Annotated in this window: 18 protein-coding genes; 8 read left to right on the plus strand and 10 right to left on the minus strand. The window is 42.0% G+C overall.

Annotated elements, in window-relative coordinates; all coding sequences use genetic code 11:
- Positions 1–44: 44 nt before the first annotated feature.
- Positions 45–2,345 carry a hypothetical protein gene (locus ACJVC5_RS17555; RefSeq protein WP_408096848.1) on the plus strand — a complete coding sequence of 767 codons (2,301 nt, stop codon included), beginning with the start codon at positions 45–47 and terminating at the stop codon, positions 2,343–2,345.
- A 333-nt stretch (positions 2,346–2,678) separates the two neighbouring features.
- Here the strand turns inward: ACJVC5_RS17555 and ilvA are convergent, their stop codons facing one another.
- Positions 2,679–3,899, minus strand: a complete 1,221-nt coding sequence (gene ilvA / locus ACJVC5_RS17560) for a threonine ammonia-lyase (protein WP_408096849.1) — start codon at positions 3,897–3,899, stop codon at positions 2,679–2,681.
- Positions 3,899–4,468, minus strand: coding sequence for a manganese efflux pump MntP family protein (locus ACJVC5_RS17565; protein WP_408096850.1), 570 nt, complete (start codon positions 4,466–4,468; stop codon positions 3,899–3,901). The genes ilvA and ACJVC5_RS17565 overlap by 1 nt, the downstream gene beginning before the upstream one ends.
- Before the next feature lie 78 nt (positions 4,469–4,546).
- On the opposite strand from ACJVC5_RS17565, the gene ACJVC5_RS17570 reads away from it, so the two are divergent.
- Positions 4,547–5,491, plus strand: coding sequence for a COX15/CtaA family protein (locus tag ACJVC5_RS17570; protein WP_408096851.1), 945 nt, complete (start codon positions 4,547–4,549; stop codon positions 5,489–5,491).
- Here ACJVC5_RS17570 and ACJVC5_RS17575 read toward each other — a convergent pair.
- Complete coding sequence (locus ACJVC5_RS17575; RefSeq protein ID WP_408096852.1) at positions 5,469–6,008, minus strand: TrmH family RNA methyltransferase; 540 nt, start codon at positions 6,006–6,008, stop codon at positions 5,469–5,471. The two genes, ACJVC5_RS17570 and ACJVC5_RS17575, sit on opposite strands and share 23 nt — an antisense overlap.
- A 39-nt stretch (positions 6,009–6,047) precedes the next feature.
- On the opposite strand from ACJVC5_RS17575, the gene ACJVC5_RS17580 reads away from it, so the two are divergent.
- Positions 6,048–7,130, plus strand: coding sequence for a hypothetical protein (locus ACJVC5_RS17580; RefSeq protein ID WP_408096853.1), 1,083 nt, complete (start codon positions 6,048–6,050; stop codon positions 7,128–7,130).
- 185 nt (positions 7,131–7,315) lie between these two features.
- On the opposite strand, the gene ACJVC5_RS17585 is transcribed toward ACJVC5_RS17580, so the two are convergent.
- Positions 7,316–7,930 carry an LON peptidase substrate-binding domain-containing protein gene (locus ACJVC5_RS17585; RefSeq protein WP_408096854.1) on the minus strand — a complete coding sequence of 205 codons (615 nt, stop codon included), beginning with the start codon at positions 7,928–7,930 and terminating at the stop codon, positions 7,316–7,318.
- 107 nt (positions 7,931–8,037) lie between these two features.
- Here ACJVC5_RS17585 and ACJVC5_RS17590 point away from each other — a divergent pair, with 107 nt between their 5' ends.
- Together ACJVC5_RS17590 and ACJVC5_RS17595 are read left to right on the plus strand one after the other, a co-directional pair.
- On the plus strand, positions 8,038–9,693 hold the full coding sequence (locus tag ACJVC5_RS17590; RefSeq protein ID WP_408096855.1) for an ATP-binding protein: 1,656 nt from the start codon (positions 8,038–8,040) through the stop codon (positions 9,691–9,693).
- 53 nt (positions 9,694–9,746) lie between these two features.
- Positions 9,747–11,036: a dicarboxylate/amino acid:cation symporter gene (locus ACJVC5_RS17595; RefSeq protein WP_408096856.1), complete on the plus strand. Its 1,290-nt coding sequence runs from the start codon at positions 9,747–9,749 to the stop codon at positions 11,034–11,036.
- An 84-nt stretch (positions 11,037–11,120) separates the two neighbouring features.
- On the opposite strand, the gene ACJVC5_RS17600 is transcribed toward ACJVC5_RS17595, so the two are convergent.
- The 5 genes from ACJVC5_RS17600 to ACJVC5_RS17620 form a co-directional block, all read right to left on the minus strand.
- The gene (locus ACJVC5_RS17600; RefSeq protein ID WP_408096857.1) at positions 11,121–11,432 is read right to left on the minus strand and encodes a hypothetical protein; all 312 of its coding nucleotides are present in this window, start codon (positions 11,430–11,432) and stop codon (positions 11,121–11,123) included.
- A 1-nt stretch (position 11,433) separates the two neighbouring features.
- The gene (locus ACJVC5_RS17605; RefSeq protein WP_408096858.1) at positions 11,434–14,250 is read right to left on the minus strand and encodes a hypothetical protein; all 2,817 of its coding nucleotides are present in this window, start codon (positions 14,248–14,250) and stop codon (positions 11,434–11,436) included.
- Positions 14,251–14,259: 9 nt separating this feature from the next.
- Entirely contained in the window at positions 14,260–15,579 is a 1,320-nt protein-coding gene (locus ACJVC5_RS17610) for a hypothetical protein (RefSeq protein WP_408096859.1), read from the minus strand.
- 236 nt (positions 15,580–15,815) lie between these two features.
- Positions 15,816–16,118: a BrnA antitoxin family protein gene (locus ACJVC5_RS17615; protein WP_408096860.1), complete on the minus strand. Its 303-nt coding sequence runs from the start codon at positions 16,116–16,118 to the stop codon at positions 15,816–15,818.
- Positions 16,042–16,341 (minus strand): BrnT family toxin, encoded by a 300-nt coding sequence (locus ACJVC5_RS17620; protein WP_408096861.1) that lies wholly within the window; start codon positions 16,339–16,341, stop codon positions 16,042–16,044. Before ACJVC5_RS17620 ends, ACJVC5_RS17615 begins: the two co-directional genes overlap by 77 nt.
- A 261-nt stretch (positions 16,342–16,602) precedes the next feature.
- Between ACJVC5_RS17620 and ACJVC5_RS17625 the strand changes: the two genes are divergently transcribed.
- The 3 genes from ACJVC5_RS17625 to ACJVC5_RS17635 all read left to right on the plus strand — a co-directional run bounded on the left by ACJVC5_RS17625 (position 16,603) and on the right by ACJVC5_RS17635 (position 20,806).
- Positions 16,603–17,199, plus strand: a complete 597-nt coding sequence (locus tag ACJVC5_RS17625) for a hypothetical protein (protein ID WP_408096862.1) — start codon at positions 16,603–16,605, stop codon at positions 17,197–17,199.
- A 131-nt stretch (positions 17,200–17,330) separates the two neighbouring features.
- Positions 17,331–19,577 (plus strand): hypothetical protein, encoded by a 2,247-nt coding sequence (locus ACJVC5_RS17630; protein ID WP_408096863.1) that lies wholly within the window; start codon positions 17,331–17,333, stop codon positions 19,575–19,577.
- Between the two features lie 71 nt (positions 19,578–19,648).
- Positions 19,649–20,806 carry a sugar MFS transporter gene (locus tag ACJVC5_RS17635; protein WP_408096864.1) on the plus strand — a complete coding sequence of 386 codons (1,158 nt, stop codon included), beginning with the start codon at positions 19,649–19,651 and terminating at the stop codon, positions 20,804–20,806.
- A gap of 4 nt (positions 20,807–20,810) precedes the next feature.
- Here the strand turns inward: ACJVC5_RS17635 and ACJVC5_RS17640 are convergent, their stop codons facing one another.
- Positions 20,811–21,779 carry a M23 family metallopeptidase gene (locus ACJVC5_RS17640; RefSeq protein WP_408096865.1) on the minus strand — a complete coding sequence of 323 codons (969 nt, stop codon included), beginning with the start codon at positions 21,777–21,779 and terminating at the stop codon, positions 20,811–20,813.
- Positions 21,780–21,783 lie beyond the last annotated feature (4 nt).

Below are 21,783 nucleotides of genomic sequence, written 5' to 3' on the forward strand. Positions count from 1 at the left end.
CGCCAGAATTCAAGAGTTTTAGTTGATTAACCGACAAGTGCGATATGAAAAACTCAATTTTAAGCGTTCTTCTCTTATTACTATGTCAGATTTCTCATGCGGGTCTCATTGATGATCCTCTTTTGAAGAAGTGGCAGGTGATCACCAAAGGCTCCAAGGCCGGTAACACCATGGAGAGCTATGAGCGTAAAATTGTAACTCCCTACTCTCAATTTACTGTCGCCCAGATGACTAACATGGAGCTCAACTTCACTGGGCCTCAGACCATTGATTCAGTTCGAGACTTTTTAAGCAAAGAATTTCGTTTAGTGGGCCTTCATGAAAAGAAGTTAAATGGGGCCACGCGCTTTGAGGGATACCGCCCGGATATTAATCGTCAGGTGGTGGTGTTTGTCTCTTTTAAAAATAAGAAGATCAAAGTTTCCTCGGGTTTTTATCGTCCGGCCTATGGACGTGTGATTGCTCTCGAGGTGGAACTTCTTCACCGGAAGTATCACAAGATCTCTGATAAAGTTTCAAGTTTCCCTATCTTTAAAATTCTCAATCCTTTTATCGAAGAGGCCTACGCTCAAACCGATTGTACGAAATGTGCCGGGAACCCTATGTGTCTCCTGCTCTGTCGTTCAGGGAATTCAAGCACTGGTTCATTACCGGGAGGGCTTGATCTCAGCAGTATTCAAAGTGAGTTAGTGAACGCCAATTCTCAGCTCACGGCCCTAAACGGTAATCTCGGAAACTTTAATACGAATATTGGGGTGGCAAACAATAATTTGGCCAATTCTAACGTGAACTGGGCCAACACCAATACTCAGATTGGAAACATAAACAATACCCTCAATAACCAAATGAACGGTGTGAATGCGAACTGGGCCAATACCAACACACAAATTGGTAATCTCAACAACAACTGGGCCAACACAAACACTCAAATTGGAAACTTGAATACAAGTATCAATACTCAAGTTGGGACCTTTAACCAAAATTACGCCGAAACCAATGCTCAATTACAAGAGGCCAACAAGAACATTAAAGACTTCACCACCATGGCCGACAAAAGGGCCGACGAGGCCTTGAAAGAATCTCAGGCGTGGAGAGCGATGACTGAGAAAGAGTCACAAGAATGGCGCGCTCTTGCCAGAGAGCAATCGGATCGTGGTCTTGTTGTGGCCGAGAAGATGGTGGATCCAAAACATCTTTTTAAGATGGCGACTTACAGTGCCGCCGGTGCCGTTCTTGGCGCAAGTGTCGCGAACCTTGCCATTAGTGGTGTAACGACCGCCGTGAGCTTTCTTTATAAGTGGGCGACCGGTGAGTTAAAAGAAATGAAACAGGCAGAACTTCTCCGTGAGTTTGCAAATGCCATGAAGGTCTATGAAGACACTTCAAAAATTTCTAAGGGTCTTGAACTAAGTATCGACTCTGCTCTGGCGAGCATGGCCCTTCATAAGAAGTTCCAACTCGAAAACAGTGAAGTCCTGGCCAATATTCAGAAGTACATTTTAGAGACTGAGTTCCAGATTGAAGACGCCAAGAAGAACCGTTGTATTGAGGAGCTCGTTCCTCTTAATCAGAAGCTGGTTGAGTTCCAAAGTTTGGCGAAGATTCTCGATATGGCCGATCCTCAAAAGAAAATGTGTCTTGACCTGAAAGAGATGTTCAGAAAACTCGCAGAAGTGGAAGGCGTTCTCCAAAACGCCCGTCCTAACCTTCTTAAAGCGGAAGAGGCCCTTAACTGGCAACTTGCCAGAGAACAGAACGAAGGAGCTGAGATTTTAGAAGACATTCAAAAAGGAAAGCTCGCCAAAGAGGTTAAAAAGACCCAGGACAAACAGCGCGAAGAACTTTACGAGCGTAACAAAAAAGACACCGAGAAACTGGTGGAAGACATCGTGGATGATTGCCGCGATTCATTCCGCGTCTTCGACCATAACATTAAGAGAGGCAATCTCAAAAAATACTGTGAATCACTTCTTACCAATAAAGAGGCCGCGACTCCTGAAGGCCTTTATAAGGCCCTCCCGGAGCTAAACGATACGCAGAGAAAACAAATCATGCGCGAGTTTAAGAAGAAGTATGTTCAGCTTGGGATTGATAAAGTTGAGGCCTACGAAAAACAACGTAAGGAACTATTCTCAGACTTTGAAAAAGAATCCGCTCGTCACCATGAAGAGGTCTCTAACCTCAAAGACCGTGTTCAACTAGATCCACGTATTGCTCTAAATGAAATGAAGGCCATCAATGAGTTTGTTGAAAAACTCATGAAAGAGCAGGCCTACATTTACTCAGACGGAATGCGAGTTAAAAAAGCACAGTTCGAAGAAGCGTGTCAGTCCTTATCTGAATGATATGGACTGACCGTCGAAGACAATGGCCTCTTGATTATCGGGAGTAACTGGTCTGTGTGAATAGCTCGCGCAAGAGACAAGTGTAAATGACATTAATAACACCATAAAATAAGACATAGAATCCTCCTCGTCTTAGTTTGTATGGTCTTGCTCGTTATTTTCTGGCCGGGGTCTCCCCGTGTTGACGACATAGAAAACTTCGTTATGAAGTGAGCTACTCCCCATATATGACAAAGACGATTATGGACCAAATTTTGTGACGAATATAATTGAAAATTTCGATGGGGATATAAAGAAAATCTATATCCCCTTTGAATTTCCGTTAGTTAGTCATTAAACGATCTGACATTGAGGGAAGTCTTTCTTCATTTCCTTGAGTAACTGGTCCAAATGCTCCTTCCCTTTTGTCTCAAGGGTAAAGATCACATTGGTTCCTGAAATTCCGGTATTCACTGAATCACGATCATGCACGACTTGAAGAACGTTCGCTCCCACATTTTTAATAATGCCGGTAAGCTGATGAAGAAGTCCTGGCCTATCAGCAATTGGAATCGCGATACGAACCTTACGATTGGATTCAATAAGACCACGATCAATGATTCTCTCTAGAAGATTCACGTCAATGTTCCCACCGCAAATCACCAGCACCACTTTCTTGTTTTTAAATTTCTTCGGATCTTTTTTATGAAGCTGATCAAACAGGGCCAGAGGAAGAGCTCCCGCACCTTCTGCAATCACACGGGCCTTTTCCATCAATTGGAGAATCGCCCACGCAAGCTTCTCATCATCCACCGAATAAGTTGAATCAACAACTTTTTTAAGAAGCCCGAACATTTCCGGAGAAACGTTCTTCACTCGAATACCATCAGCGAAAGTTTCTGCTTTTTCGATTTGTTTAATCTTCCCTGAGTTAAGGGAATCCACCATGGCGCTACACCCAGTCGCCTGGCCCGCGATCACTTTTGTCTTGGCCTTACTGCCTTTCAGCACCTGGCCCATGCCTGAAACCAGACCACCGCCACCAATTGACGAGAAAATATAATCCATATCCGGCATTTGCTCCAAAAGTTCAAAGGCCACTGTCCCCTGGCCAGCGATCACTTTAGGGTCCTGATAAGGATGTACAAACGCCATTGGCGTTTTCTTCATGAGTTCCTGAGCGTAGGCAAAAGAATCTTCAATGCTCGCTCCAGCAAGAATCACCTTCGCTCCGAGAGTTTCCGTGTTTCTGATTTTCGTCAGAGGAGAACCTTCCGGCATAATGATCGTCGCTTTCACTCCGAAACGGGCCGCGGCCCATGCCACTCCTTGGGCGTGGTTACCAGCACTCACGGCCAGCACACCTTGCTTTTTTTCTTTCGCTGAAAGCGAAGATATTTTATAAGTCGCTCCCCTCATCTTGAATGATCCGATCGGAAGCATGTTCTCTAACTTCAAGAAGATTTCACACCCATATTGTTTTGAAAGCCACTCGTTATAGATGAGCGGTGTTGGATGAATAATTTTTCCAAGTACTTTATAAGCTTCTTTAAATTCTTTGAAATCAATGTTCATCAGGCCCTCTTATAGAAAATCGCAAGAACGATCTCCGCTCCTAAAATAATAAAAATGAGTCCGGCAAAACGAAGTAACCACTTGTCCGGAATTTTCTGAAAAAATTGTGAAATGAGATAAAACAAACCGCAGACTAAAAACGTAACAATTCCCACTGAACCTGCAGCAAAGTATGGTTGAGGAAGTGTTCCAAAACTCACTCCTGAAACCAGGGCATCAATACTGGTCGCAAATCCTAAAAGAATAAGCGGCATAAGGCCCCACTCAAGATCGCGATCTTCTTCATTTAAACTCTCCTGAACAAACTTGAAAGCAATCAGGAAGAAAATGGTCGCGACCACAAATTGGAAGAGATACCCGTAGCTTGAAAACGTGAATAAGTAACCGGCGTAACTTCCGGCCCAAAGCATGAGAAATTGGAAAATCCCGAAGGCAAGCGTGATCATGAGACCACGTTTTACTCTCTCACCTTTCGAAAGGTGGACCTGGAGCAGCCCTAGAGCAAAGGTCACCACCGCCGCATCAATCGCAAGAGCAAGACCCAGGAGAAGTATCTCAAGTGTAAACATTCGTAAAAATCCTTTAAATCACTAATATTTCATCATCTTAGTGATGAAAAAGCAAAATCAACGTGCTATTGTGGCCTTATGAAAGCCTTTCAACGACTCATCTTTTTTTCCATCCTTGGAACTTACCTCGTTATCCTCGCCGGTGCGGTCGTCCGCGGAACCGGTTCTGGTCTAGGTTGTCCTGACTGGCCACATTGTTTTGGACAATGGATCCCGCCAATGGATATTTCTGAGCTGCCTGCTAATTATAAAGAAGTTTACAAAATTGCGGGAAAAACCATCGCAGATTTTGATCCGTTTAAGACCTGGACCGAATATATCAACCGTTTACTCGGGGTAATTCTCGGTATTTTGATTGTGGCCTTATTTGGAGCCTCATTTAAAGTCAGAAATTACGAGCGGAATTTACCTTGGTTTTGCGGTGGACTTCTCTTTTTGATCCTGGTTCAAGGTGGAGTGGGAGCATTGGTGGTTTCAACCCACTTAAAGCCATTCATTATCACCATTCATATGTTCCTGGCCCTGGTGCTTCTATTCGGACTTCTGTATCTCAGAAAATACTGTGAAGATCTACAGAACACGGCCATTGTTCAAAAAATTGATCGTCGTGCCCTCTTCATCACTCGTATTCTTGTAGCAGCGACATTCGTGCAAGTTCTTTTAGGAACTCAAGTTCGTCAGCAAGTGGATCACTTCATGCGTGACACAATGGAGGCCTCTGCCGACACCATCATGAATTTCCTCGGGCCAACTTTCTATGTTCACCGCACGTTCTCATTGGTGATTATTGGGTTGTTCATTTACCTATTAGCGTATTTTCAAAGACAGCGCTTCCAACGTGGGGCCTTCTTTCTTACTCTGATGGCCTTCTTCTGTGTGCTCGGAAACGTGTTCACGGGGATTGCGTTGAACTACTTTGGCTTTCCGGCCAATGCTCAACCGCCTCACCTCTTTTTTGGGGTGATGTCTTTAGGTCTACTTTACAGCCTGTCCCTCAATCTTAGAGGGACCCTGCTGGATTAAAGTTTCGGCTTCGAGCGTATTCATACATCACGACTGATGCAGCAACAGAAACATTGAGACTTTCTACCAGTCCGAATTGCGGAATTTTAATCGGCTGAATCGCCGGATAATTTTCTTTCTTAAAAGTAAAACCAAATCCTTCGTGACCTAGAATGAAGGCCGATTTATCAGGCAAGCTGATCTCATGCAGAGATTTCGGGGCATCCACATCAAATCCAAAAAATGTATATCCTTGGGCCGCCCAATGTTCATAACTTTCATGGAAGGTTTTTCGCATCGTCCACGGCACTCGTTTCATGCAGCCCTTGGCGGGCATAGGGTCGAAAAAGGATGTCCCCACTACATCCACCGCATGGGCACCAAAGGCCTCAGCAGAACGAATGATTTTACCAATGTTAAAATCCACTTTTAAGTGGTCGAGAATTAAGACATAAGGAAAGGGACCGGGCTTTGCCATAATCTTGTTCAAAAGACGCTGACGCTCGAAACTTTTTTGCATGTACTGACGCTTATTCATACGATAATCTTATACAAACGGATTTAAAAAGGCGACGACATGTTAGGACTTCTGGCCCTGGGGCTGACGGTAGTCATGATTTATACTTTGGTGAAGAATGCTTTGGTTGGCACTCAGTTGAGTGCTGATGATCGTTATTCCGGCTCAATGGAACTCATTATCCCTATTACATCTCGTTCAGAATTTTATCTGGAGCCATGGCTAAAAAATCTTACTGACTTTCATTTACTGAATGGTCAGTTAAAAATCCACATCCTCATCGACGGTCATCATCCGGCCGTGAATGCTTGGCAGGAACTTCATCAGAAGCTTCCTTACGTTGAACTTCACAGTTTCCTCATGCGCCCAATTGGTCGTGAGTCAGTGCCTTGGATGATTGAACAGATCGCACCAAAAATCCGCGGACAAGTGGTGATCATCGGGGACGCTGAACTGGTTCCGACTGAGCACGCTTTTATTTCTTTAAGTCGTCTGGTTTCAGAAAAACAGAAGGCCTATTTCACGCTCCCTCAAACCGCGAAACTTTCTGTTTTAGGTGAGGCCGTTGCTTCGATCAACCCGACTCTGGCCCTGGCCTCCATCTTTGGCTTTAGAAAAATCCGTCGCAATATTTCTCATCCACTTATTTCTCTTTCTCAGGGATGGATGGGAATGCCGCTTTCATTTTTCCAAGAAATTGATTTCAGCAAAATCAATCTTCCGTCTTGGAAAGAAGCTCTTGCTAAAAAATGGGACCTTGAGAACCGTACTTACATCCTGGCCTTCGCTGAAAAGCACCTTCTTCGTTACTACCCGGAAGATATTCAGGTTCAAACTGCCCAAATTCGAATTTACTGGGAAGAACTATGGCTTAAAGGTGACCGCACAGGGCTTTGGCTCTACCTCGTTTCCCTTTTCATTTGGTCTTTTCCAATTTTCTGCATTTTCACTCACCCGTTCTGGTCACTGGCGAGCATTCTCTTGCTTGTCCTTTACCGCTTTTTTACCAAAATCGTTTTTCAGGAAAGATGGGGAGCAGCGATGCTGCATCCTGTGGCCTGCTTAGTATGGATCGGAACATTCCTTTGGTGGGGAATTACGGGCCTAAAAACCAAATATGGCAGTAAAAGACCTGCAGTATAGGCTTTACAATAAAAACTCCATTAACAATAATGGATGGCAATCAAAGAACTTTTTAGAAGGATGGAATTATGGGTTTCGGACGTAAAAGCAAAGCTGTAAAAATGCTACGCCGTAAAGGTCAAGCTAAGAAAAAAGCGAAAATTCAAGAGAAGATCGCTGCTGGTAAACTAGCTAAGAAAAAATAATTAGAACCTTAGTATAGGCATGAAAGGCCCAAGGGAAATTTCTTTTGGGCCGATTACCTGTAACAGAATTTTGATCTTTGCCTTCAAATCTTCCGCTTCCATCACTGCCTTCTTTACATTCCAATCATCAACTAGAAAGACAGCACAGTAATTTACCAATAACTCCGCATCATCCAGAGTATTCGAGAAACTTTCTCTTTGAACTGGATCAGGGAGAAAATGAATCGCCCATCTTTCGAGAAGCGTTCTTAAACTTTCAAGTTCGATGTCAAAGGTGTCATCAATCGACATGTCCTCTTCCATGATCTTGTAATAATAAATTTTGTAAGGATCTTCTGCTTCAAAATCCGTAAGACGACACTTCACTGACCCGGTGATGTAGATGTCCATGCGACCATCAGGATAGGTTGAAAGAATATGCGGCAGTCCCGCCACACAGATTTCACCGCGATACTGATTCGATGAGTGAAATGGAACAATAGCGATGGGAATTTGCATGGCCAGAGAGTCTTTAATCATCTGACGATAACGAGGCTCAAAGATATGGTAGGGAAGAGTAACCTTCTTAAACAGTACGGAATTCGTTAATGGGAAGAGAAAAACTTTGTTGTCCATAATTTCTATTTATCCCCAATATATACCCAATCTAAAGATACACTTGAATTACCATTCTTCAAGGGTGGTCTCATCAATCTCAAGGCCCCGATTCCGATAACCAGAGCATGCAGGCGCAATCTTTAAGGAACATTATTAACATCAGGTTATGGAACGAAGTGGCCATCCGTAATCGAATAACACCGATAACCCACATCATACTGTGTGCCCTTAGTTATTTTATCTGTCATGACATGCATGCGGCCAACAAGCTAACACTTCTGCCCTACTTAATTATTAGTCTGTCATGGATCGGTCGCGCCATTGCCTTTAAAAAATTTCCCGCCGATGCAATTCCAAATGATGAAGTAAGACTCGCCTATTATGTCTGCGCCATGGGCATTGGATTAGGCTGGGGACTGATGTTCGTTTGTGTTCATCATTTCTATGGACTGCTTTCGGTTCATTGCATTTTTCTTCTCATGCAGCTTGCTGGCCAGTGCTCTGGTGGAGTCGCTACTTTCTCAGCTTCACCTAAGGGCTTTATTCTCTTTTTGTTCCCTATTACTTTAACTCCCGTGATTGACCTCTTTTTCTTCGGACAGGAAACGTCTTTTGTTCCCGCGGGGCTTTTTGTTCTCTTCACTATTTTTTATCTTTATCAAATCAAAATCTCTCACCAGTATTTGAGAGACTCCATTACAAATGAAATCATCACCTCTCTCGAGAGAGATAAATTTAAAGGTCTCATCAACGCGGTCCCTGGATTTGTGAGCTTTATTGATAAGAACCTCATCTATCAGGCCATCAACGATTTCGGAAAAAACTTTTATCAGGAAGGAAGCATTATTGGGAAATCTGTTGGCTTTCTCCATCCTGAATCAGAATTTGTGAGATTCGTTCAGGCATTTATGTTGAGTTCAAAAGAGACCGCCATTTCCGAATTAAAAATTCAGTTCAACGGAGAACTCAAGACCTTCGTTGTGAGTATCAAAAAAATTCTTGAACCCATTGGTGGTGCGGTGATTGTCTCCGTTCCCATGGACGAACTTGTCGAGGCCAGGGAAAATCTACGAGTTCAAGAGGCCAAATCTCACTATACAGCAAAGCTTGTTTCTCTAGGTGAAATGGCCGCGGGGATTGCACATGAGATCAACAACCCTCTTGCCATTATTCAAGGTTCCTCTGATCAGATTGAAAAAATCATCGGCCGATCTGACCTGGAGATGACGAGGCTCTTAGAATATAACAATAAGATTCAACGAACCGTGGGACGAATTTCCCGCATTATTAAAAGTCTTAAAGGACTTGCCCGCAACGGTGAGAATGATCCGTTTCTTCCATTTGAGTTCCAAACAATTCTTGAACCGTGCATAGAAATTTCCCGTCAGCGTTTTCGCGATGAGAATGTGGAACTGGAGATTGTTCCCTATGATACAACTCAAAAGATTGTGGGACAGGAAATTCAGCTCTCTCAAGTTCTCATGAATCTTATCAACAACGCCTTCGATGCCGCCCTTTCTGGACAGGGTCGTCGTTGGGTAAAAGTTGAGCTTTATCAGAGTGAACATTATTTTGATATTCGCGTTCAGGATTCTGGGAACGGAGTTCCCCGTGAAATTCGCGAAAAAATCATGGAACCATTTTTTACCACGAAGCCCATCAATAAAGGGACGGGCCTTGGCCTTAGCATTTCTAAAAACATCATGGAACAACATCAGGGAACTCTTCTCCTGGATGAGAACTCTCCTCACACCACTTTCGTCATGCGCATAAAAAGGTGACTTCCACAGGGTTTGCTTTTATCATTTAAGTAATATTTATTTGTAGGAGGATCATGAAGAACCATTACAAGCTATTGTTGGGTCTAGTCTTTGGTATTGTCCTTGGCTCCCTGGCGCATCCTTATCAGGAACTGCCGTGGATGAAACACTTAACTGACATTGTGATGGTGCCTGTCGGGCAAATCTTCCTTCGTCTTCTTTTCATGATCGTTGTTCCTATGGTTTTCTCGGCCCTGGTTCTTGGGGTCTACGATCTTGCCCGTCACCAAGGTGTCGGAAAGGTCGCCTCACGCACTCTTTTCTATACAGTCATCGCTTCAACATGTTCAGTTCTGATTGGTATTGGAATGGTGAACTTCTTTCGTCCAGGTGATGGTTTTAAAGTTGATCCCCATGTTTTTGAAACCACCAAGTCCAGCATGGACACTATTACCGCCAACGCCAATGCTTCAAAGACTTTCGGTCAGGCGATTGTAGAAATCATTCCAAAGAACCCTCTTGAGGCAGCGGTGAAGGCCCTCGAAGGGGAAATGCTTGCTCTCATGTTCTGTGCCTTGTTCTTTGGTTTCGCTTTCTACGTTTATCAAAAGGCCTCTAAGAAAGAGCTTCTGATTATGCCGATCCTGGAAGAGATCTTTAACGGATCTCTCGTGATCGTAGAGATGGCGATGAAGATCGCTCCTTACGCTGTTTTTGCCATCGTTTTTAATACTGCTTCAAAGTTTGGTCTCGAAATCTTTGAATCACTACTCTACTTTGCGGCCGTAGTTGTGGGTGGACTACTTATTCAGCAGATCATCGTTTATGGTCTTCTGCTTAAATTCGTGGCTAAGCGATCACCTCGTGATTTCTTTTCAAATTCAAAAGAAGTTCTCCTGTATGCGTTTTCGACTTCTTCATCAAACGCCACTTTGCCTAAGGCGATTGAGGTCGCGGAAACAAAGCTTGGCCTAACACCCAGTATTTCTCGTTTCGTTCTGACTGTAGGAGCGACTGCCAACCAAAACGGAACGGCCCTTTTTGAAGGCGTGGTGGTTCTGTTCCTTGCCCAAGTTTTTGGAGTCGATCTTAGCATCGGTCAGCAAGTTCAAGTCGTGGTGATGTGTATCGTGGCCGGTATTGGTACGGCCGGAGTTCCGGGTGGTTCTTTACCCATCATTATGATCATCATGAAGGGCGTTGGAATTCCGCCGGAAGGTATTGCACTTATTCTCGGGGTTGATCGCTTCCTAGATATGTGTCGAACGACTCTAAATGTAAGTGGAGATCTGGTGATCGCGGCCCTGGTGGATGATAAGTCTGAGATTTCGGACCTAGAGCCGGTCCACGAGATTATTAAATAAAAATGGGGGCCAAGCGCCCCCTATTTTTTTCTATTCTTTTTAATCCAGCGAATAATCGTTTCAATCAGCTCTAACATAAAATCCCTAATTAAAATTTGTACACTTTGTTAGCTTAAAGGCAATGGATGTCCCGCCATACTTTGATCCAGAACAACAGTCTTCCATTTTAAGTTTATAGAAAGCGTGATTACAGTCCATAAAATTCACACCAAGATTTTTACAAGTGTGGCCAATAGATTCCGGAGACTGACATTGGTGCTCGCCTTCACCACGATAAAGACGAGCATTGCTCTTATAATGTTCCTCATCTACTTCCGTGATGAAATCCAGTTCTTCGACATGGGCCTTTACAGAAACCGTCGTGAACAACAACAGAATAAACGCTAAGCTCTTCACGTTAAGCTCCCACCATCAGAAGTTTTAATAGGTCCTCGGCCTGATTTCTTTCAACAGGGGCAACCTTCTCTAGATTATTAATGATCATGTCTTGCATTTTAAGAAGACGAGACATGCTTTCAGAATAAAGAATCTTCCCTTCTTTCAAGGCCGCCGGAGTCGGTAGTTTTATGGCCACTTTGCTCTTATTTTTATCCAGAACATTAATAATGAACTCTAATGAGCTTCCATCTCGTGATTTGACCGCTTCGATTCTCTCCATGGCAATCCCGGCATTAAGCAATTTTGCCATGGCCACACGATCAGAGGCCTCATAAGCGGTCTTATACTTTTCCATAAAACCTTCATGGACTTCAGACTCAGAATGAAGAGCAAACATCACAAGATTCTTGAGTAACAATCGGTTACCGCGAACTGAACACAAAAAAGTTGTTTCAGGTGCTGTGGCCGGAACATCATCACGCTTAATTTGGGCACACTCTTTATCAGACATGATGTCCTTGATGTAACGAGCATGAATTTGATGAAGCACTGGCTCTCCGGCCAATAGGGCCTCTTGGGCGATTGCCGACTGTGTGAGTTTCAGCGCATTCGTTAAAAAGAAATGACTTCTGATATTTTGATTTGATCCAAAGTTAGAAGCATCTAAGTAAGAAGCAACAATTTCTTCATATGATTTTAACCAAACATTCTTATCGACTTCCATCAGCGGTAATAAAACTATTAAGTGACTAAGATAACGCTCAAGGTTCTTCACCGAAAGAAGTTGATCTAGATCATAAATGTCGTTTGAAGAAGATTCGGTACGAGCATTATCTATATGAGGAACTTTAAACTTTAACCCAGCAAACTCTCTCGTTGGTAAATGAAGAGGCATGCTATCGAAGCTAGACGTTCCACTAAAGTATTCTAATGAAGATAAAAGTGGAGCATAAGTCTCACGGTGGAACTGATAAAGGTTATTTTGTTCATCAGATGCATAGATGGAACGAATTGGGTTTTCATTATAGTTATTGGAACCAAAGGCCTCTGCAATTCCACTTTGGCAATTCTTAAAACCATCTTCTTCAACAGAATTTACAATTCGACGAATATCATGAAGCCCGGTAATACTTTGAGTAAAACGAAGTTTCAAGATTTCAAGATTATTGATACTGTGAAAAGCATCACGCCCGAAATCCATGTTCTTCCAAACAGAACTTAGTTGGAAATTGATCATGCGTTCACAACTTCTGATGTCTTTATTTAGTTGCGCTTTACTGATCTCGAGATTAGTCAATTGATAGTCTCTAAGTTCTGCAATTGCGGCCATCTCCTGCTGATGATAAATGTCCACCATGAGAGCAAGATCTTTGAGCATATTCATGGTCTCAATCTGCATTTTCATCATTTCTTGCTGGTTCTTAATTACAATGTCTAGTTTCTTATTGATTTCTGCAAGCATTGCTGAATCACGAGATCCTCCACCCATAAGTGACATCATTGGGCCTGAACTAATCGCTCCCATGGCCCCAATGAATCCACCAGCAGCGAAACCTGCCACTGCCGACTGTACCCCTTGAATGACTGCATTTACTTTTTGTGCTTTATCTAAAATATTGGCCAAGTCCTTTGAGGGCCTCATCTTGAACAAAGTTGCAAATGAGTTGGCCGTATGAATAATGCCACTTAAGTTATTTGTTAAACTTGAAGCAGAGGTAAGTGTCTTTTGAAAATTTTCGTTGAACGAAACCTGCTTAGATAGAACACTAGGATTAGAACGATCAGGACTGGCCTCCTCACCTTTAATGACTCGCTTATAGAGGAAATCAACAATACGTCTAGAGCTGACATCACTTGGACCTAAATCATTAGTTCTAATTCTCTCGAACAGGTCTCTTGCATCATCACGCGCCCCAATCATGCCTTCTTGAAGATTTCTGTAATCATTCTTCGTTTGTTCAAGATGATGCTTCATTGTATTGACTAAAACAGAGAATTCTTTTGCTTTTTCTTCAAACTCTTTAATGTCCCGGGCAATTTTTTGTCCTTGAGCGATCAGATTCCTAAATCCTTTATTATCTTTCACCTGAACATAGATAGCACCGGCAATCAGGCCCCCTAACAATGTGACATATTGTTCATTTTCATTTAATTCCGAGGTCCTAAAGTATTGATCAATTTTTTTTGCAACTGGGGTGGCCTTGCGAATGGCCTCAATGACCTTATCTTTTGGCCCATTCATCTCATTTTCGATCTGGCGGGCGACATCCGGATGTTTTGAACCGATCTCAAAAGCAATGTCTTGAGCAAGCTCAATCGCTAGTTTTTCGGAACGCTTATTATAGGCCTCGAGAATATTATCAAGTGCCTTACTCTTAAGATAAGAGATGGTTGAAATCTTTAACTGAGTTTCAAGAGAAAAGGGATGATTTTTGAGAGACTGACCATCGAGGATCAAAGAGCTTTCTAGTTTTTTACCGTTGTAATATTTTTGACCATGATAGAGATAATTTTCTCTAATTGTATTATTTGAGGTATCTAAACTTTTGATGATTTGCTCGGCCTCTTCCTCAGAAAGCTCAGTGATCATCGCCTTAAGCTCTTCCCTATGCTCTTTCACCACTGACTTTGCCAATAGTTCGGCCAGGGCAAGATTTGGGGCCTTTGAATTAAGAAGTTCTCTTAAGATGCTTACATCTTTTGCCGGTTCTGGCCTGGTCTTATTTGAAACTTCAGACTGAGAGGATTTTTCCTGTACCTGAGTCACTTCTTTCACTGTCTTTGAACAGGCACTTACTAATAGAGCTGTACTTAAAATGATTGATGTCTTTTTCATATATGTTCCTTAAAAGTTTTTCCAATTCTTATCTACGATGAAGCTCATTTTCTCATCCTGGAAAGTCACAGTGGATTCATTGATCACACCATCGTCACCAGTTGGACCAATAGGACCCACGTCTCCTTCGGGGCCAATAGGACCGTCTTGGAATTGGTGAGTGACCCAAATCCCCTGGATACTTTGCAAGAGTTTTTGTGAACATGTCATTGATCTGCAATTGTCATGTGGTGATGGTACATAGTAGCGAATGTAATTACCTTTTCCTCCAGGACCGCCAACTCCACCTTTACCACCATTTCCACCAATGGCTCCCTTACCAGGGAAATGAACAATAGAGATATTGAGATTTTGTTCTGAAATCGTTTTAAGATTTAGAATTCCGCTGTTACCACCCGGCATTCCTTTAAAACCTTGAAGTCCGATTGCTCCCTTATCTCCAGGCTTGCCCATACAACGCGTATCTGTTTTTCTGTATTCTCCAGATGGATGACAAGTTCCATTTTTCGCTGGATTAAATGGAGTAAGGGCGGGGTTTTTCTCTGGCACTCTTGTTTGAGCTCCACCATTCATACCTCTAAGTTCAAAAGTAATTGCCCCAATTCCTTTATTCACAGTCAGATCAATGACTCCTCCAGAAGCACCAGGACGATTCTCAAAAGTTTTAGTGATATTTTCAGCATGATAAGTAACGACCTTGCCATCATTTGAAATCAACTCATCAACTTTTAAATTAATATCTTCGCCATTTGTTGAAAGCTCGGCACCTTTATCAAGGACCAGTGTAGAAATCTCAGTGGCGTTGATGGCGGCCTGAAGTGTCTTCTGTCCGCGAATGACATAGCTTTTTGGAATTTTGAATTCTACTGCGTCTAAAAGAACACCATTGTCGGTAGCAGAACACTTATAGTTGACTTCATTCGGATCGTTTTCGAGGACAGTGAGGTCTACAGTGGCCTCTGATGAATTATCCTTAAATCTACCAAAGACAGTAGAATCAGTTCGATCGTAAATCATTTTTCTACATTCTAATGTGGCATTAGAGAAGTCGCCTGATTTCACTTCAAACACAACTTCATAACGATTGATATTGTCTCTAAATTCAGTGAAGTTAGAAAAGTCAGCTTCTAGCTCTACCTTTCTTTTCGGAACAATTAAGAGTCTGTCAGTTTCAACAGAATTGGCCGGTTTATCAGAATCAGAACCGACTTCATCTTTTTTGGTGTCAGCATAGTTTTCACTTTGAGTTGAAGATGAGCTTCCTCCTCCACCACCCGAGTTACAAGCAACAAGTGACAACAGCATCAACGTTGAAATGAGTTTGTTCATATGAAGTTCCTTTGTGTTGTGGGAAGTATATGAAGCTAAGAATTCTTATCTTCCTGTCTGGTAAAAGTTACAAAAGCTTTGAAACTCAGCCAGAACACATACTTTCCATTGATATAGCGAAAGGAACTTAAGCCATCCTATAAGCGGACGGACATAATTTTTTTGAATTTCGAGTGCGGGTTTTCAGAAGTGAAATAGGCCATGTAGGAATGAAAGATTTTAAGAAATCTTATAACTTAGGCCTTCTTTTTTAATACGAGTCTCTCAAGCTTCGTTAGTCGTTCTTCGAAGCTGGATTCTGAATTCATTGATTTTCGTAAAAACCAATTTAGGAATGTCTGATAGCCCATCCCCTGCTTTTGACCTTCAGTCTCAAGCCACTCGAGGACTTCAGGATCAAGTCTGAAAGTCTTTAAGACTTTTAGGTCTTTTACCTTATTAGCTTTTTTGCCCTTAGAGAAGTCATACTCGTCTTTCATCATATTGTCTTTTTTCATTAGTTGTGGCCCTGCGAGAAGAGATAATTCGTATTGTTTCATCCTTTAATTCACAAAATACAACAACTAGAACTCTAGTCCTTTGTGAGTATCCTAGTCGTATCCAGCGTTCTTCATAAGTAGAATGATCAGGGTCTGGAATCTCCAAGGAATTAGGATCACTCCAAACAGTTACGGCTTCAATAAAAGAAACCCTGTGCTTCTTTAAATTTTGGGCCGCTTTTATATCGTCCCAAATAAACGCTACTTCGTCAGAGTACAACATTGTTACTACTTTGTAAATTTAGCTAAAGAGCTTTTTACTAAAGCCTTTGCCCAAGAGCTAGATTTCAAAGTTGTTCCAAGCCAAATATTTCAAAGTAGCAATGGATTAAAAAAGTCGGATAACCATCTCTTTAGCTTAAATTAAGCCCTGCTTTATTCATATCAAAGCCTTATCACCCTAAAGCTTTCTTAGAATGCTCAAGAAAGGAGGTAAAGGTCCGATATGACATATGTAAATCTTTTTTATTAGGGATCAGTGCTTATGAAATTTTGGGCTTTGATGTTCTTACTACTAACTTCTCAATTCGTTTTTTCACAAGAGGAAGATTGTGAGGAAGATGGCTCTACTAAACTAGTGGCAGCGGTGATGAAGCAATCGAAGGCTGAAGAAAGCAAAAATTGTCCAAACCAAAAAAAGATGGAAAGTATTTGTACTGCAGTGGATGATAAAACAAAGGTTGATTCTCCAGAAGGTAAAATACGATTCGTTTATCAAAAGAAATTCTTAGAAGCAGCTTGTGCCAATCCTGCATCAGATTCCCCAGAAGAAGTTCAATCAAAAGTCGCAAAGATGTGGCTGAAGTTTCGAGACAAACTTGTTTGTAATAGTGTCTCGTTCGATGTCGAGAATGGAAGTGTTCTGAAATATGCAGTTGCTATTAAATTTGATGAATTTATTTATGACGTCACTAAATGGAAATTAGATCTAAATAAAGTAGATGCTTCAGATAATAGAACTGTTCTTGATTATATAAAATTCCAAATTGAAAGAAATAAAGGTAATTCACTAGAACCAAAACTTAAAAGTTACTACAACAGGTTTAAAGCCGCTGGGGCAAAACATAAGTCAGAATTATGAAAGTACTAATAATTTCTTTACTATTAGTGTCCCTTTCCTCGTATGCATCCACTGAAGAATGCGATGATCAGAATGCTACAGAGGCAAAGTCATTAGCAAAGTCTTTGTCGTTACCCAATTGTTATAATGAGATGACCGTTTTAGAAGTTAAGAATCTAGATACGGATAATGTTTGCAATACATGTAAATCAAAATTTGAGACTTTATTTGGAAAGAAAATCAATAAACCAAGTAAAGACAAGCTCCAAAAAGATTTTTTCGAGTCTGTAACTGACGAATACAAAAAAAACATTATAAGCAATATCATCTTTACTTTAAAGATGAGAGCTCTTCCTAACAACGGTAATCAATTTCCTAAAGCAGCCGCTGCGTGCAAAATGGCAAAGGAAGATGACTTTTTAAAAGGGTGTAAGTCAGAGTCCGCTAAACGACTATTGAAAGAAAAGGGAGTTTTTAAATCTCTTCAAACATCCATCTCAAATGAACTGGCAAAAATTTTATCTACAAATGAGCAGTTCAATCCAAAAGATACTTTGTTAACTAGAACTCAGTCGTCCTGCTTTATCCCTGAAAAGGACATCCTCTTCTTGTCTAGTTCGACAATTGAAGAAGCTTTCTCTCCAGAACTCATTAACTTTATCTCGCAGCTTGACACAACGAAGTTCAAGAATATGAACGAACTTTTTTCTTCTCCTGATCTTAAGTCTCGCTACAATGGTGATATTGAAGAATTATCGAGTGCTCTAAAAAACCATCCATATCTCTCTCAATATCTTTCGTCTCCGTCAGTTTTTACAAAATTTTTTAAGTCTATTGAAAAGCCGTCTGATGTAACTCAACTTCGTAAGTCTCTTTATAGTGCCTCTCAAGATAAGAGTCTGGATTCTGTTTTGGCCGCTAAATGTTCTGACTCTCTTAGAGCATATACGGAGTCGATATGTTCAGATAAGTTTGAATCAGGAAGTATTTCAACAGATCCATTTAGTAATTTTGATAAACTTTCAATCTCGAAAAGCCAGCCTGACGAAACTGAATTTGCCAATTCTGAAGAGCTTATCCAAAAAAATCTTGATTTTTTAAGCCTATGTGAAGTTAAAGCTGAGTCAAATAATATAAACTTAAGTGAAACGAACGAAAGTATTTCAAGAAACCTGGAAGGTAATCAGAGAAACTTAAATCTTTCAGACTTCAAAGTTGAGAAGTTTGACTCTGAGCTTGGGAGATTAAATCAATACCTCTGTGACGAAAAGAATTCTTCTTGTGACATGAAGAAGATAAATTGTCAGATTCTTCAAAAATATAAAAAATTACAAGATAAAAACTCCCTCGAATCCAAACTCGCCAACTCTTCTAACAAAGAAGTAAACAACCTCCTCCGCTCTATGATCGGAGACCCAAAAAACCTCGATCCAAAAACCAAAGAAATCCTCGTCCTTCAAGGTATCCTCCCTAAAGACGACGGTACTCTCGTCGCTCAAGCAGAAATTCCTGAACGTCAACCAGGTTACTTCAACCAGGCCCCAGCGTCTGCTTCTGCACAAGCTAAAGTAACAACACCAGTGCAAGCGACTTCTCCAGTAAGAGCAGCTTCAACGACTCGTTCGCAACAATCGGCCACCAACGACTCTTCGAACTGGACAGGACAACCTACGACTTCATCAACTATTCCGGATCTATCGGACTACTACAAAAACCAAAAAGAAATGGAAGAGATTGAAAGTGAAATCATGAGACGTCTCTCAGCAATGCCTGAGAAAAAACCGGCCACTAAAGAGGCCGCTAAAAAAATTGCTCGCGATGCTTATCAAAAAACTGGACGCTCAATGCCTTCCACTCTGGAAGATTATTACGCAAACCGTATGATGGCCCAAAATTCGCCTTCTACATCAAGTGGATTTGATGAATATGGTGAGCCAACTGGCTCCGCTCCTTCCGCTCGTCGTGAAGCTTCAGTTTCAAATACAGAGTCGGCCGCTGAAAAATGGAAGAAAGACGGTATGAATCGCGCCCTTGCTGATATGCATGGGGCCAGACAAGGAGCTTCAGGTGGCGCGGGCCGCGAACCGGCTTCTGTTCAAGATGATGCAAACGCTAAGTCCCTGGCAACTGTTGCATTAAGTGTTCCAGAAGATCCTCGGATCTCTCTATCTCAGTCACTTAGCGAGAAAATCAATAAGAACGACCCAGAGACCCAACTCCTTCAAGTACTCGTAAAGAACAAATCAAACTTCATCCTTCAGATGAAATCTGTGAATTTCAAGGTTATCTTCGACGATCAAAAGAAGCTTCGCCTTCTGGTTGAGTCTGGCGACAAAAAAGAGGCCGAAAGACTTCGTCCTCAATTAGAGATTTTTTTCAGACGTTTAAGCGCTCTTTAAACCATTACAATCTTTTCAAAATACCCCCTTTTGTGGTCAACTAGCCAGGTTGACCATCAAAAAGGACTCGCATGCAAAAGAAGGCCCTGACCTCGCTTACTGTTCTATTTTTCATGATGGGTTTCATTACCTGCTTAAACGACATCTTGGTCCCCTATTTAAAAGAGATCTTTGATCTGGACTACACAAAAGCAGCACTGGTTCAATTCTGTTTCTTTGGTGCTTATGGTTTAACGTCGATTCCCGCAAGTAAGATCATCGAGAGCTTGGGTTATCAAACGGGAATGGTACTGGGCTTTGCTATTACGGCCGTGGGTTGTCTACTTTTCTATCCAGCAGTTTCATATCACACTTACGAACTTTTCTTGATCGCTCTCTTTGTCCTCGCCTCTGGAATTGTTCTCCTTCAAGTTGCGGCCAATCCCTACGTCTCTGTTATTGGCCCAAAGGAAACGGCCTCATCTCGTCTCACAATGGTACAGGCCTTTAACTCGTTCGGAACTTTCCTTGCTCCTTTCTTTGGGGCCTACTTTATTCTTTCAAAAATTGAGAACACATCCAACGCTGAAGGCGTGAAGTACCCTTACCTCTTCATCGCTCTCGTTCTCGTCATCATTGCCTTTCTTCTATCGCGACTTCATCTTCCAAAAATTGATGAAGGTGAAAGTAATGGAGCTAAGTGGAAAAACGTTCTTAAAGAGCCGGGCCTTATTCTAGGTGCAATTGGGATTTTTACTTATGTAGGAGCAGAAGTGGCCATTGGCTCATTCCTCGTGAACTACATCATGGACATGAGTAAAATGAACGAGACCCAGGCAGCAAGTCTTGTGGCCTATTATTGGGGCTGTGCCATGGTTGGGCGATTCATCGGTATCGCCACTCTGAAAAAGTTCTCTCCAGGTAAAGTGCTAAGCGTTCACTCGATGCTCGCCATTGCCTTAATTCTGATTTCTATTAACTCTCGAGGCAACGTGGCCATTTACAGTATGGTACTCGTTGGTCTGTGTAACTCAATCATGTTCCCGACTATCTTCACTCTTGGAATCAAGGGCCTGGGCCCAGGTGAAGAGCATAAAGGTTCGGGCCTTCTCGCCACCGCAATTCTGGGTGGAGCGATTATTCCGGTATTAACAGGAATGATGGCCGACGAAGTGGGACTTCGCATGGCCTTGATTCTTCCGGCCCTTTGTTACGGCTATATTGCAATTTTAGGATTAAGAAACCGCTAACTTCTTAGAGGACATTCCATTGGAAACTCTTCACTGTTTTGTTTCCAACAATGTCCTCCACAATAACTTCCACTTCATGCTTACCAGGAGTTAGTTTCATGGTGCCGCGAGGATTGGCCTTGGTGAAATTCAAATTGAAGTAAAACTTACGACAAGTGTAGTTTCCGCAAGTTCCATCCATATAAAAATCCGTGATGTAATCAGAATCATTCTTTCCAGAGGGAAGATTGATAAACTCCCAAACTGTTACAGCATCAGCCTTATCAAGACTGTAGCTAATTTTATAAGGCGGCAGAATAAACTTATCGTGAAGAGTTAGATCACTCGCCTCCATAAAAAGTGCGTGAGGACCTGAAATCTCTGTTCCATCAATCGGGCGATGATTTTTGGCCAGACCGATTCGATTAATCACTGGTGCCTTTGTATCTGCTAAAGGCTCCATCATCAAAAACGGATTAATATACTGTCCGTCTTTCGCGACTACTAGCAAATGCAAGTGATGATACTTCTCACCAAACGAAGTGATGTTCCATCTCACTACATTCCCAATGAACGCTCCTGTGGCAATTCTTCCTTTATTTCTGTAAGCATCTTTGATGGACTGGGGAATAGAGCCTTGATCAACGTGGTGATACTTCCAAACAAATCCTTCATCATCGAGGATGGCAATCTCCCAGTAAAGCGGATTTCCTCTCTGGTAATTCTCAATATTGACCACCTTTCCACCAACTGCCGCATGAATGGGCTGATCAACTTCCGAACGAATATCCAGACCATCATGCCAATAAGGTGATCCACCATAATATTGGTAAGACTGCATATTGTGGCCAATAGATAAGAGTGGGAACGGCCAAGCATGATGTTTCTGTTCAGCGAATACACCTGTGGCCAGAAGATCTGCTTTTGTTTTTAGTTCCTTTTCATGTGCCCAAGCTGTTGAGAGGCAAAGAAGCAGAACTAAAAAGAATCGCATAAAA

Origin of the sequence: Peredibacter sp. HCB2-198 (assembly GCF_045999315.1) — a bacterium.
Taxonomy (GTDB): domain Bacteria; phylum Bdellovibrionota; class Bacteriovoracia; order Bacteriovoracales; family Bacteriovoracaceae; genus Peredibacter.

What these genes read in the sequence shown, in the direction of transcription:
- ACJVC5_RS17555 (WP_408096848.1), top strand. Translation starts at nt 45, where the DNA reads ATGAAAAACTCAATTTTAAGCGTTCTTCTCTTATTACTATGTCAGATT.
- ilvA (WP_408096849.1), bottom strand. Translation starts at nt 3,899, where the DNA reads ATGAACATTGATTTCAAAGAATTTAAAGAAGCTTATAAAGTACTTGGA.
- ACJVC5_RS17565 (WP_408096850.1), bottom strand. Translation starts at nt 4,468, where the DNA reads ATGTTTACACTTGAGATACTTCTCCTGGGTCTTGCTCTTGCGATTGAT.
- ACJVC5_RS17570 (WP_408096851.1), top strand. Translation starts at nt 4,547, where the DNA reads ATGAAAGCCTTTCAACGACTCATCTTTTTTTCCATCCTTGGAACTTAC.
- ACJVC5_RS17575 (WP_408096852.1), bottom strand. Translation starts at nt 6,008, where the DNA reads ATGAATAAGCGTCAGTACATGCAAAAAAGTTTCGAGCGTCAGCGTCTT.
- ACJVC5_RS17580 (WP_408096853.1), top strand. Translation starts at nt 6,048, where the DNA reads ATGTTAGGACTTCTGGCCCTGGGGCTGACGGTAGTCATGATTTATACT.
- ACJVC5_RS17585 (WP_408096854.1), bottom strand. Translation starts at nt 7,930, where the DNA reads ATGGACAACAAAGTTTTTCTCTTCCCATTAACGAATTCCGTACTGTTT.
- ACJVC5_RS17590 (WP_408096855.1), top strand. Translation starts at nt 8,038, where the DNA reads ATGCAGGCGCAATCTTTAAGGAACATTATTAACATCAGGTTATGGAAC.
- ACJVC5_RS17595 (WP_408096856.1), top strand. Translation starts at nt 9,747, where the DNA reads ATGAAGAACCATTACAAGCTATTGTTGGGTCTAGTCTTTGGTATTGTC.
- ACJVC5_RS17605 (WP_408096858.1), bottom strand. Translation starts at nt 14,250, where the DNA reads ATGAAAAAGACATCAATCATTTTAAGTACAGCTCTATTAGTAAGTGCC.
- ACJVC5_RS17610 (WP_408096859.1), bottom strand. Translation starts at nt 15,579, where the DNA reads ATGAACAAACTCATTTCAACGTTGATGCTGTTGTCACTTGTTGCTTGT.
- ACJVC5_RS17615 (WP_408096860.1), bottom strand. Translation starts at nt 16,118, where the DNA reads ATGAAACAATACGAATTATCTCTTCTCGCAGGGCCACAACTAATGAAA.
- ACJVC5_RS17620 (WP_408096861.1), bottom strand. Translation starts at nt 16,341, where the DNA reads ATGTTGTACTCTGACGAAGTAGCGTTTATTTGGGACGATATAAAAGCG.
- ACJVC5_RS17625 (WP_408096862.1), top strand. Translation starts at nt 16,603, where the DNA reads ATGAAATTTTGGGCTTTGATGTTCTTACTACTAACTTCTCAATTCGTT.
- ACJVC5_RS17630 (WP_408096863.1), top strand. Translation starts at nt 17,331, where the DNA reads ATGACCGTTTTAGAAGTTAAGAATCTAGATACGGATAATGTTTGCAAT.
- ACJVC5_RS17635 (WP_408096864.1), top strand. Translation starts at nt 19,649, where the DNA reads ATGCAAAAGAAGGCCCTGACCTCGCTTACTGTTCTATTTTTCATGATG.
- ACJVC5_RS17640 (WP_408096865.1), bottom strand. Translation starts at nt 21,779, where the DNA reads ATGCGATTCTTTTTAGTTCTGCTTCTTTGCCTCTCAACAGCTTGGGCA.